At 29.1% G+C, this 16,850-nt stretch carries 17 protein-coding genes; 13 read left to right on the forward strand and 4 right to left on the reverse strand.

The features are described from left to right. Window positions 1-42: 42 nt before the first annotated feature. The 9 genes from C4N20_RS06300 (at window position 43) to C4N20_RS06335 (ending at window position 7,552) form a co-directional block, all read left to right on the forward strand. On the forward strand, window positions 43-879 hold the full coding sequence (locus tag C4N20_RS06300; protein WP_005978598.1) for a class I SAM-dependent methyltransferase: 837 nt from the start codon (window positions 43-45) through the stop codon (window positions 877-879). 78 nt (window positions 880-957) lie between these two features. Next, the gene (locus C4N20_RS06305; protein WP_005978600.1) at window positions 958-1,734 is read left to right on the forward strand and encodes a DeoR/GlpR family DNA-binding transcription regulator; all 777 of its coding nucleotides are present in this window, start codon (window positions 958-960) and stop codon (window positions 1,732-1,734) included. After that, window positions 1,721-2,524 carry a Cof-type HAD-IIB family hydrolase gene (locus tag C4N20_RS06310; protein ID WP_005978601.1) on the forward strand — a complete coding sequence of 268 codons (804 nt, stop codon included), beginning with the start codon at window positions 1,721-1,723 and terminating at the stop codon, window positions 2,522-2,524. Before C4N20_RS06305 ends, C4N20_RS06310 begins: the two co-directional genes overlap by 14 nt. Window positions 2,525-2,606: 82 nt before the next feature. Further along, window positions 2,607-3,242, forward strand: coding sequence for a lactate utilization protein (locus C4N20_RS06315; protein ID WP_005978603.1), 636 nt, complete (start codon window positions 2,607-2,609; stop codon window positions 3,240-3,242). A gap of 363 nt (window positions 3,243-3,605) precedes the next feature. Further along, complete coding sequence (locus C4N20_RS16700; RefSeq protein ID WP_005978606.1) at window positions 3,606-5,174, forward strand: two-component system response regulator; 1,569 nt, start codon at window positions 3,606-3,608, stop codon at window positions 5,172-5,174. 4 nt (window positions 5,175-5,178) lie between these two features. After that, on the forward strand, window positions 5,179-6,201 hold the full coding sequence (locus tag C4N20_RS16705; RefSeq protein ID WP_005978607.1) for a diguanylate cyclase: 1,023 nt from the start codon (window positions 5,179-5,181) through the stop codon (window positions 6,199-6,201). Window positions 6,202-6,211: 10 nt separating this feature from the next. Further along, entirely contained in the window at window positions 6,212-6,571 is a 360-nt protein-coding gene (locus C4N20_RS06325; protein ID WP_005978609.1) for an Hpt domain-containing protein, read from the forward strand. 410 nt (window positions 6,572-6,981) lie between these two features. Beyond that, window positions 6,982-7,278, forward strand: a complete 297-nt coding sequence (locus C4N20_RS06330; protein ID WP_005978611.1) for an HU family DNA-binding protein — start codon at window positions 6,982-6,984, stop codon at window positions 7,276-7,278. Beyond that, complete coding sequence (locus C4N20_RS06335; protein ID WP_005978613.1) at window positions 7,271-7,552, forward strand: HU family DNA-binding protein; 282 nt, start codon at window positions 7,271-7,273, stop codon at window positions 7,550-7,552. The genes C4N20_RS06330 and C4N20_RS06335 overlap by 8 nt, the downstream gene beginning before the upstream one ends. Before the next feature lie 164 nt (window positions 7,553-7,716). Here the strand turns inward: C4N20_RS06335 and C4N20_RS06340 are convergent, their stop codons facing one another. After that, window positions 7,717-8,259: a flavodoxin family protein gene (locus C4N20_RS06340; RefSeq protein ID WP_005978615.1), complete on the reverse strand. Its 543-nt coding sequence runs from the start codon at window positions 8,257-8,259 to the stop codon at window positions 7,717-7,719. Window positions 8,260-8,497: 238 nt separating this feature from the next. Here C4N20_RS06340 and C4N20_RS06345 point away from each other — a divergent pair, with 238 nt between their 5' ends. Further along, on the forward strand, window positions 8,498-8,998 hold the full coding sequence (locus tag C4N20_RS06345; protein WP_005978616.1) for a hypothetical protein: 501 nt from the start codon (window positions 8,498-8,500) through the stop codon (window positions 8,996-8,998). A 54-nt stretch (window positions 8,999-9,052) separates the two neighbouring features. Continuing rightward, window positions 9,053-10,633: a hypothetical protein gene (locus C4N20_RS06350; protein ID WP_005978618.1), complete on the forward strand. Its 1,581-nt coding sequence runs from the start codon at window positions 9,053-9,055 to the stop codon at window positions 10,631-10,633. 120 nt (window positions 10,634-10,753) lie between these two features. Here C4N20_RS06350 and C4N20_RS06355 read toward each other — a convergent pair whose 3' ends face one another. Genes C4N20_RS06355 through C4N20_RS06365 form a run of 3 tightly spaced genes read right to left on the reverse strand, consistent with a single transcriptional unit; the run spans window position 10,754 to window position 14,445 of the window. Continuing rightward, on the reverse strand, window positions 10,754-11,452 hold the full coding sequence (locus tag C4N20_RS06355) for a FadR/GntR family transcriptional regulator (protein ID WP_005978620.1): 699 nt from the start codon (window positions 11,450-11,452) through the stop codon (window positions 10,754-10,756). Between the two features lie 17 nt (window positions 11,453-11,469). After that, window positions 11,470-13,131 (reverse strand): dihydroxy-acid dehydratase, encoded by a 1,662-nt coding sequence (ilvD, locus tag C4N20_RS06360; protein ID WP_005978622.1) that lies wholly within the window; start codon window positions 13,129-13,131, stop codon window positions 11,470-11,472. Between the two features lie 15 nt (window positions 13,132-13,146). Then, the gene (locus tag C4N20_RS06365; RefSeq protein WP_005978624.1) at window positions 13,147-14,445 is read right to left on the reverse strand and encodes a GntP family permease; all 1,299 of its coding nucleotides are present in this window, start codon (window positions 14,443-14,445) and stop codon (window positions 13,147-13,149) included. Window positions 14,446-14,870: 425 nt separating this feature from the next. Between C4N20_RS06365 and C4N20_RS06370 the strand changes: the two genes are divergently transcribed. Further along, window positions 14,871-15,308: an S-layer homology domain-containing protein gene (locus C4N20_RS06370; protein WP_371417945.1), complete on the forward strand. Its 438-nt coding sequence runs from the start codon at window positions 14,871-14,873 to the stop codon at window positions 15,306-15,308. Window positions 15,309-15,336: 28 nt separating this feature from the next. Further along, the gene (locus C4N20_RS06375) at window positions 15,337-16,689 is read left to right on the forward strand and encodes a glucose-6-phosphate isomerase (RefSeq protein ID WP_005978628.1); all 1,353 of its coding nucleotides are present in this window, start codon (window positions 15,337-15,339) and stop codon (window positions 16,687-16,689) included. Window positions 16,690-16,850: the final 161 nt, after the last annotated feature.

A 16,850-nucleotide genomic window follows, 5' to 3' on the forward strand; every position in this document is an offset into this window, starting at 1 on the left:
TTATTCTCATATCACTAGAATAATTCAAAAGGGAGACATATCATGAATAAAAAAATAATGAAATACCTCAAAGGAATACATGTAGAATATACACCAAGCAGTAAAAAGTTTTGGGATGATGAGCATATATCTAAATTTATGTTGGAAGCTCATATTAATCCAGATATAGAAAATGCTTCAAGGAATCATAGATTTATAGAAAAATCAGTAGAATGGATAACTTCTTTGATACCAGATATGAAGGGAAAGAAGATTCTTGATTTAGGATGCGGTCCTGGAATATATGCAGAAAAGTTTTATGAAAAAGGATTTGAAGTGACAGGAATAGATTTTTCAAAGAGATCAATAGAGTATGCTGTAAACTCAGCAGCAGAAAAAAATATGAAGATAGAATATAAATATATGAACTATTTGGAAATAGATTATGAGAATGAATTTGATATGGCAGTTTTGATATACTGTGATTTTGGAGTACTTTCTCCAGAGGAAAGAAAAATTCTATTAGATAAAATATGCAAAGCTTTGAAATTTGGAGGAATACTAATTTTAGATGTATTTACAGAGGTCTTCTTTAGAGAGTTTGAAGAAAAAGTAGAGATAACATATGCAGATAGAGGATTTTGGAGTGAAATACCATATTCATGTATTCAGAGAAATAAAATATACAAAGATACATTGACATCTTTAGAGCAATATATAATTATAACAGAGAATGATTGTGAGTGTTATAATATTTGGAATCATATCTTTGATAAGGAATCTGTAAGTATAGAATTAAAAGTAGGAGGTTTTTCAGAAATTAGATTTTTTAATAATGTAGCAGGAGAAAAGGGAAAAGAAGAAAGTCCAGAATTTTGTATTTATGCTAAAAAAATATAATTACTTATAAAAGCATATATTTCTTGACTTATTACTTATAAATACTTATAATAAAAAGAAAAAGTTAAGGAGTATCTTATGTATCAAGAAGAAAGAATATATGAAATATTGAAAATGCTGAAGAATAAAAAAACATTATCTATTCATGAAATAATAAGTATATTTGAAATATCAAGAGATACTGCCAGAAGAGATATTGTAAAACTTGTAAATGAAGGGTTAGCTTTGAGAACCCATGGAGGGATAACCATACCAGAGTTTCAGACAGAAATATATTCTTACCAAAAAAGAATTCCTGAAAACATTGAAATAAAAAGTCTTCTTGCAGAAAAAGCAGCAATGTACATAGAAAATAAAAAAATATGTTTTTTAGATGTATCAACCACTATTGAAGGTATGTGCAGCTATATACCAGAAAATATTCATGTTTATACACATTCACTAGATAATATGGATAGACTTTCAGAGAAACAGTGTGCTGTACATATATTTGGTGGAACATTGAACAAAGAAAATAGATTTTTTTATGGAAATGATACTTTGGAACAGATCAAAAGAGTGCATTTTGATGCCGCTTTTTTAGGTGGAGCTGCCATTCATTCTGATGGAGTGTATGTGGAAGATAATGAAGATGCTGCTATAAAAAATATAGTTTCTCAAAGAGCAGATTTTGTATGTGTTTTAGTGGACAATAGTAAGTTTTTTAAAAAAAGCCATTTTAAAGGGATAGAATTTGAAAATATAGATATGATTATGACAAATGGAGATATTCCTAAAGAAATAGCTGGAAAGATAGAAAAATATGGTATTGAGATTCGAATAGTTCATATAGGGGGAAAAGATGAAAAAATATAAGATGATATTCAGCGATATAGATGGAACTCTTCTGGACTCAACACATCAAGTAAGAGAAAATACAAAGAAAAAAATAAAGGAAATAGAAAAAAAAGGAATACCCTTTATTTTAGTATCAGCAAGAATGCCAGAGGGAATATATACAATACAGAAGGCTGCTGATTTAGAATCGCCAATAGTTGCATATAGCGGAGGACTGGTATTAGATACAGACAGAAAAATTATCAAAAGTAATGGAATGAGTCAAAAAAAAGCTGATGAGATAACAGGATATATTAAAGAGAAATGGAATAATATGTGTATAAGTATTTATTCAGGAAGTTTGTGGATATCTTTTAATAGAAGCGACTGCTGGATAAGGCAAGAAGAAGAGATAACTACGCTGAAATGTATTGAGGGTAACTTTATAGATATTCTTGAAAATAATACTGATGTACATAAAATAATGTGTATGGGCGACCCTGAAAAGATAGCTGAAATAGAAAATATATTAAAGATAAAATACCCTGAACTTTCAGTGTACAGATCAAAAGATACATATTTAGAGATAATGGATGGAAAAACTTTAAAATCTAATGCTGTAAAAGTATTATGTGAGATAAAAAATATTTCTATTGAAGAGACAATCTCTTTTGGAGATAATTTCAACGATATAGATATGCTTACAGCAACTGGAATGGGTGTAGCTATGGGCAATGCTCCTGACGAGGTAAAAAAATATGCTGATAAAATAACTTTGGATAATGACAGTGAGGGACTTTTACATATGCTTGAAAAACTTGGAATGTAAAGGTATAATTAAATAATAAGAATATGTATATGCTCAGTAATAAAATTAGTGTAGATTAATTTTACATAGGGAGGGAAATGTTATGACAGTAAAGGAAATGAGAGATTCTCTACGTGGAGAGCAGTTAGTCAAAGCTTTGAAATCAAGAAATATGGAGGCATATCTTGTAGACACAAAAGAAGATGCTTTGAAAAAAGCTCTTGAACTTATCCCAGAAGGAAGCAGTATAGGCTGGGGAGGATCAGCAAGTATAGAGGAAATAGGTTTGAAATCTGCTGTAAAGAATGGAAAATATGCTGTAATTGACAGAGAGCAGAGTTCTTCTAAAGAGGAAGCTGAAAAACTTATGCGTGATATTTTCTTTTGTGATTACTTTCTTGCCAGCAGTAATGCTGTTTCAGAAGATGGGATTCTGGTTAATATAGATGGAAATTCAAATAGAGTAGCAGCTCTATGCTATGGACCAAAGCATGTGGTGATGATAATAGGAATGAACAAGGTTGTAAAAAGTGTAGAAGATGCAATGTCTCGTGCAAGAAATACGGCTGCACCCCTTAATGCTCAGAGATTTGATATAGACACTCCTTGTAAAAAAACTGGATGCTGCTACGACTGTAAAAAACCAGATACAGTATGCTGCCAGATATTAATTACACGTTACAGCAGACATGTAGGAAGAATAAAAGTAATTTTAGTAAAAGAAGATTTAGGATTTTAAATAATTGCAGCACCCTTCAAATAATGAGGGGTGTTTTTTATTGAAAAATTTATGAAGTTATATTTATGATTCTTAATTATTTTATCAAAATAATATCTCTGCTTATATGTATATGAATAATAATAAAATATAAAATAATAATTTTTAACATAATAAGTTGCTCATTTCTATAAGTGGTGCGATGAATTGTTGAATTGATTTTTAGATAATATAGTGATAAAATAAAAGCAATATATATCTTAAAATGTATAGAAGAGTAATTCGAAATAATAAAAAATTTTAAGTGGTGAGAGATTAACAAGAGCAGGGAGTGTTAAAGAAGTAAGCTTCTTTTTAGGAAGAAAATATAAAAGGAGAAAAATGATGCCGATGAAAAAAATGGTGTTGGTAATTGATGACAACTATATGAACCGGTTAATACTAAAAAATATATTAGATTCTGAATATAGAGTTTTGCAGGCAGAAAATGGAGAAGAAGCTCTGGAAATACTGAGAAAGGAAAAGGACAACATTTCAGCAGTGCTTCTTGATACTGTTATGCCAGTAATGGATGGCTATGCTTTTTTATCTGAAAAATTAAAAGATGAAGAATTAGTTCATATTCCTGTAATAGTGACAGCACAGTATGAGGATGAAGCCTTGGAAGTGGAAGCTTTATCAAGAGGGGCCTCAGATTTTTTGGCAAAGCCTTATAGACCAGCTATTATTCTTCATAGATTAGCTAATATCATTAAAATAAGGGAATCATCATCTTTTATAAATAAAATAGAAAAAGATAGTCTGACAGGTATATATAATAAAGATTTCTTTTATTTTAAATGTACTAATTTTTTTAAAGACATTCCACAAAAAAATTATTATATAGTTTTTGCTGATATAGAAAGATTTAAACTTGTAAATGATATATATGGAAGTAAACAGGGAGATGCCCTTCTTAAATATACAGCAGATGTAATCAGAGATGAAATAGGGGAAAACGGAATCTGTGGAAGGTCAGAGGCAGATCATTTTCTTATGTGCATTGTAGATGTATCAAATATAAAAGAACTTTTAAATAATATATCTAAAAGAGTATCAGAGTTTAATAAAAATATGAATATTGTTATACACTATGGAATATATCAAGTGGAGGATAAAAATATTTCCATTGAACTTATGTGTGACAGAGCTATAATTGCTGCAAGTATGGTAAAAAACAGATATAATATCAAGTATTCATATTATGATGATTCTATTCGTAAAAAACTTCTTCAAGAGCAGATAATGATAAATGATATGAGGCCATCTCTTGCTGAAAAAAGATTTAAGGTATATTATCAGCCTAAATATGATTTTAAAACTGAAAAAATAGTAGGAGTAGAAGCTCTGGTAAGATGGGATCATCCTCAATTGGGAATGATATCTCCAGGAATATTTATAGAACTTTTTGAAAAGAGTGGGTTTATCACAGAGATAGATCATTTTGTGTGGGAGGAAGCTTGTAAAAAGTTAAAAGAATGGAAAGAAAGGAAATATGAAAACTTATCAATTTCAGTAAATGTATCTCGTATAAATCTATATAACAACAATCTTCCTGAAATATTGATAGATATGGTAAAAAAATATAATATATCTCCCCATTCTCTACATCTTGAAATAACAGAGTCAGCTTATACAGAAAATTCAGAGCAGATAATAGAAGGAGTGAAAAGACTTAAAAAAATTGGATTTATCATAGAAATGGATGATTTTGGAACTGGGTATTCCTCTTTGAATATGCTATCAAAGCTTCCTATCGATATCTTAAAATTAGATATGAGCTTTGTACACAGCATAGAAAAAGATAAAAATAGTAAAATAATGCTTAAAGTAATAATGAATCTGGCTAAAGAGCTCAATCTGGTGGTGGTAGCAGAGGGAGTGGAAACAGAAAAACAGGTGGATACTCTTTAAAGGTATGGGATGTCAGTATGCACAGGGGTATTATTATTCTCCTCCTGTATCAGAAGAAAAATTAGATCAGATGTTTATTGAAGATAAGACTATCATTTCTTCAGGGAAAATAGAGGATCTTTTAAATTTAGATGATAAAGAATTAGTTAAAGTAGTAGGTTCAGAAGGAATTGATTTGAATATAAAAAATATGATTTTTGATTTAAAATATCATTCACAGCACGATCCACTCACTGGACTGTTGAATAGAAGAGAGATGAAATCAAGAGTGAACAAGCTATTGGAAAATGGCGATGTAGAAGGAACTTTTATTATAATTGATGTTGATAATTTCAAAAAAATAAATGATGTGCAAGGGCATGTAAAGGGAGATGAAATTCTTAAAAAGATAGCAGAAAGTTTGAGAAAAAGCTTTTTGGAAATAGATGATATCTCAAGGATAGGTGGAGATGAATTTGTGGTATTTGCTCTGGGAGATATATCTAAAGAAAAATTAGAAGAAAAGATGAATAAATTTTTTGAACTGATAAAAGATGCAGAGATAACATGTTCGGCTGGAGTATGTAAAACTTCCCATAGAGATGACTATGATTCACTGTACTACAATGCAGATATGGCATTGATATCAGCTAAGATTTCAGGAAAGAATAAATATAAAGTATTTACAGAGGGAATGCAAAAATATTCTCCTATCAACCATTTAAAAAATGTAGAATGGATGCTGGATCAAATTTTTGATATGGTCTTTATATCTGATGCAGAGACTTCTGAAATAATGTATATCAATCAACCTGCTTGTGAAAAATTTGGAAAGAAAAGAGAAGAGTGCTTGGGAGAAAAATGTCATACTCTTATGTGGCATTCTCCAACACCATGTGGAAGATGCTCTAAAATAAGTAATTGTAAAAATGGATTCTACAATGAAGAAACAGAACTTAATGATGGAACACCAGTTCAAATTAAAGCTAAAGTAGTTGAATGGGGAGGAAATAAATATAAGATTCATTATTTGAATAAAAAAATATGAGGGAGTAATTATGAATTATAAAGAGGTATTGAAGGAGCATGGAACTGATATTGAGGTGACATTGCTAAGATTTTGTCAAGATGAAAAGCTTTATAAAAGATTTTTAGAAAGATTTTTTAGAGGAGAAAATGTAGAAAGAATAAGAGAAATCTATAAAGATGAAAAATATCAAGAATTAGAAATAGCAACTCATACATATAAAGGAGTCTGTGGAAATTTAGGGTTATCTAAACTTCAGAAATATTTTGAAGAAATTAGAGAAAAAATTCGTAAGGAAAATTATGAAAATCTAGAGGAGTTAATAGAAAAAGCTTTAAAAGAAAAGAAAGAGTTGGGAGAAGCATTAGAAAAATCAAGAGATTGGTATTAAATATTAAAAGCAGAGAAGGTTTTGTCTAGTGAGTGTACTAGACTTAAAATTTCTGCTTTTTTTATATTTTAAAGAAAAAAATTACTTTAAGAAATAATTTAAAACGGACAGTTCTCATTTGTATAAGAAAGCGAACATTAACAGACTTTAAGTCCTTATTTTTTCAGTACTTGTTTTTTGACACTATTAAAAATTACATTTATTTTTTAAGTTGATATTTTTAATATTAAAGAGTATAATAAGATGGAAAAATACTTTTTAAAAGTTCGCTTTTTTATACAAATGAGAACACTTGCATAATTATTTGGATTATAGAATATTTTCGAAGTGTGAAACAGAGATTAAAATATAAATATATAAAAGAGAATAATTATAGAGAAAAATTAAAATATAATTCTATTGGAGGAAAAATGACAGAGACAGAATTTATTAAATTTTATAAAGAAAGAAATGGACTTAAAAGTAAGAAAGAAGCGAAAGAAAAAATAGATAATTTCTGGAAGGCATTATTTAAAGCTATAGATGAAGATAAAAAAGTAGTATTTAAGAATTGGGGAATATTTGAAGAAAAAGATGTAAAATCAAGAAAAATAGTGATTCCAAAGCATCCAAAAGAGATATATACTCAACCTAAAAAAGTATTAAAATTTAGAGCAGGAGAAGGATTAAAAAACTCAGTGAGCAGAAGAGGTGAAAGCAGTGAATAAAAGAAGATTTGCAAAAGTATACAGGGACTTGAGCAATGAAAAGATTGATATAAATCGGGCATTAAAAGAGATAGAGAATTTTTTAAAAACAATAGAAGAAGCTTTGATAGCTGATGGAAAAATAAAGTTTATAGAAAAAGGAACTTTTGAAATATTGGAAAGAAAGCCAAGAATAATATCAAATCCACTAACAAGAGAATTGATGACAATATATCCCAAGAAAAGTGTAAAATTTACTTCTTCAAAAAAATTAAACAAAAAAGAAGCTGACTAAAATTATTTGTTTTAGCTAGCTTTAGATAAGTATGTATTGTTTATTGAATAAGTTTAAGGAAGATTTTTTGATTTTAATAAAAATACAATAGAATGAAAAATAGTATATTAAAAAAAGCTGAATATCAGCTTTTTTTAATATGTATATAGATAATAATAAAATATTTATTTTAGCCTTCTTCCAATTTCTTTTAATTCTTTGATTCTTTCAATTTGTTTAGCCATATCTCCTATATCGCCAGCAGAGATAGCTTCATTTATAACAAGGTTCCAGTCTAAATATTCGCAGATACATTTGAATTGTCTGCTGATAAGATCATACTGTTCCCCATTTACTTCATCAGCTCCAACTGCTACTATTCCTATATTTTTCTTTTGTTTAGGAAGAATTGCATTTTTGAAATACATTTTATCAATGAGCATTTTAAGCTGAGCAGTTATTCCCCACCAGTAAACAGCTGAACCAAATATTACAGTATCAGCTTCACATATTTTTTCTACCAGAGGAATACAATCATCTTTTATAATACAAGTTCCACCATTAGTATGACAGCTGTTACATCCTGTACACCCACTCAATTTGTATTTTGTTATATCTACAAATTCTACTTGATTAGATAAAGTATCTATTCCAGATTCAATAGCTTTTAGAGCAGTTCTAGTATTTCCATTCATTCTTGGACTTCCATTTAATATCAAAACTTTCATAAAAATTACCTCCTGTATTTAAATTTAACCTATCTTGATTATACTGTATTTAAATGTTTTTTTATAGTAAAAGATTATAGAAATAATTGTATATTAAAAAGGGATGCTTTATTTTATGAAAAAAATAATGTAAACTATATTTAAAGAAAAAATATTGAAAAAGAGAATAAAACAATAGAAAAGATATACTTAAAAGGAATAAACTAAAATTTAAGATTAAATTTTTTTGGAGGGGAAGATGGAAAATATAAGAAAATATTTGAATGCAGAGTTGGAAGAAAGAATTGATATACTTTGGGATGATAATGGAATTTTATGGGTAGATTGGCGTGAATATGATGAGGAAATAATAAAATGTTGTGAGAAGTTTCTTAAGACAGGAGATTTAGATGGAGAAGCAAGAGAGTCAGAAAATGATATGGGTTTTGATATAATTATAAAATTTAAAGGAAAAGAACATATCATAGAATACAAGAAAGAGGGAACAGATAGAGATACTACTATTAAAACATTGAATAAGGTATTAAGTCCTGATTATGAAATTCGTTTTTGGATGGATTCAATAGGAAGTGATACATTAGGATTTTTTCCCAAGACATCAAAATTCTGGAAGGAATTAGAAGATGAGTTTGGGGCAGAAAAAGTAAGAAAATATTTTTCTATTATAGACGAAAATAGTAGAATGTTTGATATGAATATGAATGAAATTTTTAAATTAATGGAAGAATTAAAAAAATAGTATATAATTAGATAGTGAAAGAGTTGTTACAAGGTTAAAGCAGGAGGACCAAATATGAGAGATATAGATTATGCCTTTTTTAGTCAAATGAGTTATTTGAATTGGGAAAATCTAAATAAAGAAAATATAAGAAAGGCTGAATCTAGTGATTTAGTGACAAACATATTAAATACAAAAGAATTATGGGGTATATTGAGTCCAAGTACAAATTTAAAGAAAAAAAAAGTAAGTGAATATACAGGAAATGATAAAAGGCTTTTTATGAAGTATAGATTAGAAGGTAGAAAAGGACCTTTTTTTGATTTTTCAGAATGGAAATTTCTCTTAGGTGTAAGATACAGTGATATATGTAAATTATATTTAAAAGAAAATGAAAAAATTTTAAATAATAAATATAAAGGAAGTTTTAAAGGAACCGTTTTTAAAAGAAAAAATAAAATAATTATTGCATTTAATGGTGGAGAAAAACTCATAAGTATCAAAAAAGATGTTATTACAGTTGATGATATGAAAATGTATGAGAGAAATTATGCACCTCTTGTAGCTGGATATTGGCTTTATAAATATGTAAAAGAAAATTATGCTGAAGAGGGAGATGAAATACATTTAACAGGAAATAAATATGGGGGATTTATTGCACAATATGTATATATGGCAACAGGAGGAAAGGACAGAACTGTTTTGTGGAATCCTATTGGTTCTGGAATAAATTCAGAAATGAAAGAAGCTGATAAGCCCCATAGAGAACTTACAGGATTGAAAAATATTGTAGGTTATACAGAATTTACTAAAGAAATAATAAAGAGAATATATTCAAAATTTATATTGGAAAATGGGGGGGTATCTCCTGCCATATTAGAGGAGGATGCAAAAGATAAAATATTTCAGATATTTGAAGAAGTTGACAATGAAGCAGATAAGATTTCAAAGAAATCTTTAGTAAAGCTTAGTGAACCAATGGAGGTATTGTATTGTATTCTTCTTACAACATATTTGTACAATGATGATTATGAAAGAAAAAGAAAACAGAGCCTTATGTATACATATTTAATTGAAGATGAATGGGCAGTACATGCTATAAACAGAATAGGAGCAGTAATAGATATAGCAACTGGAATTAGAACTGAAAGAAGAAGAGTGGAAAGGAAAATAGCTCCTCCTTATGAACTTCCTTTTCTGACTTCAGAGCTTAACGATGTAATTATGTTTATGAATGACCAAGGAAATTTGGAATATGGAAAAATGAGAAGAGAATTTGCAAGGAATAGTCTAAAAAGTGTAATTAAAGCTCAAATGAAAATATTAATAGAAAATAATATAATTATAAAAAATGAAGCAAGAATGGAGATAAAAAGAGAAACACTTGAAGAATTTGATATTAAATATTATTCAGCAGGAGTTCTTTATAGTGGAAGAAAATTTGGTTTGGAAAGAAAGTTAGATTTAAAGATATTCAGATATATAAAAACTATGAGAGATAATATTCTTTTTTCAAAGGAACCATATAAAATAATTTCATGTAAAGAAAAGGGAGAAAAAAGTAAAGAATATATAGAACTTGGAGACTATATAAATATAAGATCTTTAGGTGATATTAAATGTGGAGCTCCAATTAAAATATATATAATAGAGTAAAAATTATTATTGAGTATATACATATTAAAAAATAAAATATTTTATTGAAGAATTTATGTAAATGGAAAGAAAGATGAATAAAATGCAAAAAAAGCACGATAATTCATCGTGCTTTCTTTATCATTTCATAAGAATATCTCCAATATAAGTAATATGTTCTAAAATATACTTTTTACATTTCTTTACATTGCGCTCTTCTAATGATTTTATAATATTAAAATGCTGTGCAATTTGAGCTTTTTTAAATTTCTGTTTTTCTGATAATAGAATTTTTTTCCAGTTATCATTTGATATGTATGTAATGTATGTAACGCTCATATTATATACAAAAGAAATTAATTCATTATCAATGGAATTTACATAAATGGAATGAATTAATATATCATTTTTACTTGCTTCCATATAATCATCTGTATTTTTAATATTTTCAATTGCTTCATACATTTTATTAATATCTTCTGTGGTTATTTGCTGTATAACTTTTTCTACTATTCCTATTTCAATAATTCTTCTAAAATCTAATGTTTGTAAAGGATCACCTTCTAGTAAAAATGCTAATATACACAAAGGAGAATTCAAAACACTGTTATCTACCTGTTTTAAATAAGTTCCTTTTCCATGAATACATTCAAGTATTCCCATACATTCTAAAGCTGTATACACTTCATGTACCATAGAACGATTTATGCCAAGTTTATGGGCAATAAAATTTTCAGAATATAATTTTTGTGAAGCTTTAAATTTTCTTTCTTTAATTAAATTAATTAAAAATTTCATAACATCTTTTCTAGTTAAATTTTCTTTATCATTATCATACAAATTAACCACTCCATTAATTATTCTACAACAGCTCCTTTATTTGCAGATGATACCATTCTAGAATATCTTACTAAATAACCTTTTTTGACTTTTAGAACTGGTTTTTTCCAATTTTTTATTCTTTCTTTTATTATATCATCTTTAACTTCTAGATTTATACTTCTATTTTTAATATCTATAGTAATAATATCTCCATCTTCAATAATAGAGAAGACACCTCCTTCCATAGCTTCAGGAGAAATATGACCTATTGCAGCTCCTCTTGTTGCACCTGAAAATCTTCCATCTGTAATTAAAGCGACATCTTTGTCTAAATGCATTCCTACAATTGCAGCTGTTGGGCTAAGCATTTCTCTCATTCCAGGACCACCTTTAGGGCCTTCATATTTTATTACAACAATATTACCTTTTTTTACATCCCCATTAAAAATACTTTCAGCTGCTCCTTCCATACTTGTATAAACTTTGGCAGGACCTGTGTGTATCATCATTTCAGGACAAACAGCTGCGGCTTTAACGACACAACCATCAGGAGCAATATTTCCTTTTAATATAGCTATTCCTCCTTCAATATTATAAGGATTATTAATATCTCTTATAACATCATAATCCTTAACAGATATTGATTTTATATTTTCTCCTAAAGTTTTTCCATTTACATTAATTGTATTACAATTTAATAGATTTTTCTTATTTAATTCATTCATTACTGCTGGAATGCCTCCAGCGATGTAAAAATCAAACATAAAACTATCTCCAGATGGACTTATATGACATAAATTTGGAGTTTTTTTAGATATCTCATCAAATAGTTCTAAACTAATTTCAATATCAGCTTCATGAGCGATTGCAGGTAAGTGGAGAGTAGTGTTAGTTGATCCAGCAATTGCCATATCAACAGTTATAGCGTTGTAGAAAGATTCTTTGCTGACAATATCTCTAGGTTTTATATCTTCTTTGACAAGATCAACAACTCTTTCCCCACTAAGTTTTGCTAAAGCTATTCTTTCACCGTAATATGAAGGAATAGTTCCGTTTCCTGGTAATGCAAGACCTAATACTTCAGATAGACAGTTCATACTATTTGCTGTAAACATTCCAGCACATGAACCACATGAAGGACATGCTGAGTGTGCATATTCTTCCATTTCACTTTCATCCATTTCTCCAAGTTTATATGATGCTATTTTTTCTATACATGTGCTGTAGTCTGCTGGTTTTCCTCTATAATGACCTGTTGCCATTGGACCTCCACTTACTAAAATAGCGGGGATATTAAGTCTTAAAGCAGCCATCATCATGGCAGGAACAATTTTATCACAGTTTGCTATCAATACAAGCCCATCTAAACCGTGTGCTAGTGTCATAGCTTCAATACTATCTGCTATAAGTTCTCTTGAAGCTAATGGGTATCTCATTCCTTCATGACTCATTGCTATTCCATCACATATTGCTATTGCAGGAAATTCAACTGGAATTCCTCCTGCTGATGCTACTCCTAGTTTAGCAGCTTCTGCTATTGTTCTTAAATGAAAATGTCCAGGAACTATTTCATTAAATGAATTAACTACTCCAATTAAAGGTTTTTTTCCAACTTCTTTTTCTAATTTTCCTGTTGCATATAATAGAGCTCTTGCCTCTATTCTATTAGGACCTTCATAAACTTTTTTACTACGCATTTTATCTATCCTCCCTTATAAGAAAAAACTAAAAATAAATACTATAAAACAACCTGTTATACTCATGACAAAAGTAGTAGTACTCCAAGCTTTTAAACCAACTTTTACATCCATTCCAGAGAATTTTGTAACAACCCAGAAATAACTATCATTAATAATTGATGCACACTGTGCTCCAACACATATTGCTAGAGTTGTTATTAATGGTGAAATACCTAGCCCAGAAATCATTGGTGATAAAATTGATGCTGTTGTTATCATAGCTACTGTTCCACTTCCTTGTGATAATTTAAGTAGTGATGACATTATCATAGGCAAAAGAATAGGTGGAAAACTTGATGAGGCAATTATATTTGCAACATAATCTCCTATTCCAGAAGTTCTTAATACTGAACCTAAAGCCCCCCCTGCCCCAGTTATACATATAATCAGTCCAGCATCTGCTAGTGATGCTTCTAGTGTTCTTACTACTTCATCTCTTGAAACGCTAGCAGTTAAACCATATATAGCAAGAAGAGTACCAATTAAAATTGCAGTTATAGGATTACCAACAATAGAGATTATAGGATTATTAATTCCTTTTGCTGTACTTACTGTATTAATAAGAATTAAAATAACAGGAACGATTATTGGTAAAAAAGACATAAGACCATTAGGTAAATTTTCATCTGTAAATTTTACTTCACTTGTTGATTCAGGAATTATATCTGGAAGTTTATTTGATATATATTTAGAATAAATAAGGGCAACAGGCATCATTAACACTGAAACTATAGTTCCCCATATAATTAATTGACCAACATCAACACCTAGAATTGCAGCAACACCAAGTGGACCAGGTGTTGGAGGAACTAAGTGATGTGTTAAATATAACCCAGCTCCAAGACAGCAACCTAATTTAACCATTGATTTTTTTGTATTACGTGAAAATTCTTTTGCTAATTCTGATAATATAACAAAACCAGAGTCACAAAATACAGGAATAGAAATTAGCCATCCAGATAGTAATAAAACTACTTCAGTTCTTTTGATTCCTACTAACTTTAAGATTACAGAAGCCATTTTTTTTGCTCCACCTGTAACTTCAAGAATTTTTCCCATCATAACACCAAGGCCGATAACTATTCCTATACTTGATAATGTTCCACCAAACCCTGATGATATAGAAGCCATTATCTCGTTAGTTGGCATACCTGCAAGTAACCCTATAAATATAGCACTTATAAGTAATGCTGGAAATGCTTGAATTTTAGTTTTAAGTATAAAAAAGATAACAAGAGCCAATCCTAATAATAAAGCTATTACTAATTGCATATTCAACCTCCTTTGTATAATCAATAATTATTCAAAATTTAAAAATTTTAGATTCATATGATTTTTAATAACTAGTTTTTATTTTCATATATTCAAAGTATACTATCTGAAAAATTAAACTTCAATCTTGTCAACAACTTTATTGTCCTATTATGGAAAAAAATATCCTTAAATTGAGTAAACTGTGGATAAATACCAACACTTATTTTACAAAAGAAGAAGAGATAAGAGGGAATTTAAAAGTTAAATTTATAATGATATATTTTAATGGCTTATGATAAATAGAAATTTTTTTACCTTGATTTTCGTTGTCAGCAAGAGGGCATTGTGATATACTGAAAGTAGAGCGTTTCTATTTAAAATAATTTTTAAATAGGTAGATTATTCAGAAATTATACAGGAAGAGGTGAGGGAAAATTAAGGTTTTGAAAAAAATATTAATAATTAACTTTATGATTTTCAACATAGGATTTGCTGCTTTAGGTTATGAAGATCTTAACAAAGAGCATTGGGCTTATTCCTCAGTAGAAAATCTTGTAAAAAAAGGAATAATAAAAGAAAATTCATATAAATTCAATGGAGGAGATCCTGTATCTAGATATGAGTTTGCTTATGATCTTTCAAAAGTACTAGACAAAGTAGATCTTGAAAAGGCCAATAAAGAAGATTTGAATATACTTGAAGCTTTAATTCTTGAGTTTTCAAAAGAACTGAACAAAATAGGATTTGATACAGAGACTTATAATTCAAAAATAGATAATATAAATGAAACTGTAGAATTGTTAAAAAGAAGAGTAAATGAAAATGAAATAATAATAGATCAGCTTAAGGTAAGGATAGAAAAGTTAGAAAATAAGAAATAGATAAGGTAATAAACAGGGAGGAAACAAAATGGAAAAACTGTCATTGGATTATTCAAAAGCATTGGGATTTTTTAACGAAGCTGAACTGTCTATGATGAAAGAACAGGTAGCTGTGGCTGAGAAATTTTTAAATGAAAAAACAGGAGCTGGAAATGACTATCTAGGGTGGATAGAGCTTCCTACTAATTATGACAAAGAGGAATTTCAAAAAATAAAAGCAGCAGCTGAAAAAATCAAGGGAGACTCAGATGTATTGCTTGTAGTAGGTATAGGGGGATCATATTTAGGAGCAAGAGCAGCTATAGATTTTCTTTCTCATACTTTCTATAATAGCCTTTCAAAAGAAAAAAGAAATGCACCTGAAATTTACTATGTAGGAAATAATATTTCTGGAACATACCTTTCTCATCTTTTAGATATATTAGAAGGGAAAGACTTCTCGATCAATGTTATTTCTAAATCAGGAACTACTACAGAGCCTGCAATAGCTTTTAGAGTATTGAAAAAACATATTGAAGAAAAATATGGAAAAGCAGGAGCAAAGGATAGAATATACGCTACTACTGACAAAGCTAAGGGAGCATTAAAAAAACTTGCTGATGAGGAAGGGTATGAAACATTTGTTATCCCTGATGATGTAGGAGGAAGATTCTCTGTACTTACACCAGTAGGGCTTCTGCCAATTGCTTGCAGTGGAGTAAATATAGATGAATTAATGGAAGGAGCAAGAGCAGCTCAAAAAGCATATACAGCCCCATTTGAAGAAAATGATTGTTATAAATATGCTGCTATTAGAAATATTCTTAATAGAAAAGGAAAAAATATTGAAATGTTGATCAACTATGAGCCAAGACTACATTATCTTGGAGAATGGTGGAAACAATTATTCGGAGAATCAGAAGGTAAAGATGGAAAAGGGCTTTTCCCAGCAGCAGCAGATTTCAGTACTGATCTTCATTCAATGGGACAATATATACAAGATGGAAGAAGAGAATTGTTTGAAACAGCTGTACTGATAGGAAATCCAGAAAAAGATATAACTATAGAAGAGGAAGCAGTAGACTTAGATGGACTTAACTATTTAAGTGGAAAAGGAATGGACTTTGTAAATAAGAAAGCATCACAAGGAACACTTCTAGCTCATGTAGATGGTGGAGTACCAAATCTAGTAGTAAGTATACCAAAAGCTACTCCTTTCAATCTTGGATACCTGTTCTACTTCTTTGAAAAAGCATGTGGAATCAGCGGATATCTTCTAGGGGTAAATCCTTTCAATCAGCCAGGAGTAGAGTCTTACAAAGCTAATATGTTTGCTCTTCTTGGAAAAAAAGGCTATGAAAAAGAAGCTGAAATATTAAATAAAAGATTAGAAAATAAATAGTATAAAAATTTGAGGATAGGAAGTTTCTTATCCTCTTTTTTAGTATTAAATAATAAAAGATATTTTAATATTTTTCTAAATATCAAATTTATAGATAGAAAAATATTCTAAAAAGGTATATTTCTAAATAAGTTCTTGCTAAGAGTAATCAAATAAAGATA

Origin of the sequence: Fusobacterium ulcerans (assembly GCF_003019675.1) — a bacterium.
In the GTDB taxonomy this organism is placed as follows: domain Bacteria; phylum Fusobacteriota; class Fusobacteriia; order Fusobacteriales; family Fusobacteriaceae; genus Fusobacterium_A; species Fusobacterium_A ulcerans.

Coding starts and splice junctions, on each gene's coding strand:
- C4N20_RS06300 (WP_005978598.1), top strand. CDS start 43: ATGAATAAAAAAATAATGAAATACCTCAAAGGAATACATGTAGAATAT.
- C4N20_RS06305 (WP_005978600.1), top strand. CDS start 958: ATGTATCAAGAAGAAAGAATATATGAAATATTGAAAATGCTGAAGAAT.
- C4N20_RS06310 (WP_005978601.1), top strand. CDS start 1,721: ATGAAAAAATATAAGATGATATTCAGCGATATAGATGGAACTCTTCTG.
- C4N20_RS06315 (WP_005978603.1), top strand. CDS start 2,607: ATGACAGTAAAGGAAATGAGAGATTCTCTACGTGGAGAGCAGTTAGTC.
- C4N20_RS16700 (WP_005978606.1), top strand. CDS start 3,606: ATGCCGATGAAAAAAATGGTGTTGGTAATTGATGACAACTATATGAAC.
- C4N20_RS16705 (WP_005978607.1), top strand. CDS start 5,179: ATGGGATGTCAGTATGCACAGGGGTATTATTATTCTCCTCCTGTATCA.
- C4N20_RS06325 (WP_005978609.1), top strand. CDS start 6,212: ATGAATTATAAAGAGGTATTGAAGGAGCATGGAACTGATATTGAGGTG.
- C4N20_RS06330 (WP_005978611.1), top strand. CDS start 6,982: ATGACAGAGACAGAATTTATTAAATTTTATAAAGAAAGAAATGGACTT.
- C4N20_RS06340 (WP_005978615.1), bottom strand. CDS start 8,259: ATGAAAGTTTTGATATTAAATGGAAGTCCAAGAATGAATGGAAATACT.
- C4N20_RS06345 (WP_005978616.1), top strand. CDS start 8,498: ATGGAAAATATAAGAAAATATTTGAATGCAGAGTTGGAAGAAAGAATT.
- C4N20_RS06350 (WP_005978618.1), top strand. CDS start 9,053: ATGAGAGATATAGATTATGCCTTTTTTAGTCAAATGAGTTATTTGAAT.
- ilvD (WP_005978622.1), bottom strand. CDS start 13,131: ATGCGTAGTAAAAAAGTTTATGAAGGTCCTAATAGAATAGAGGCAAGA.
- C4N20_RS06365 (WP_005978624.1), bottom strand. CDS start 14,445: ATGCAATTAGTAATAGCTTTATTATTAGGATTGGCTCTTGTTATCTTT.
- C4N20_RS06375 (WP_005978628.1), top strand. CDS start 15,337: ATGGAAAAACTGTCATTGGATTATTCAAAAGCATTGGGATTTTTTAAC.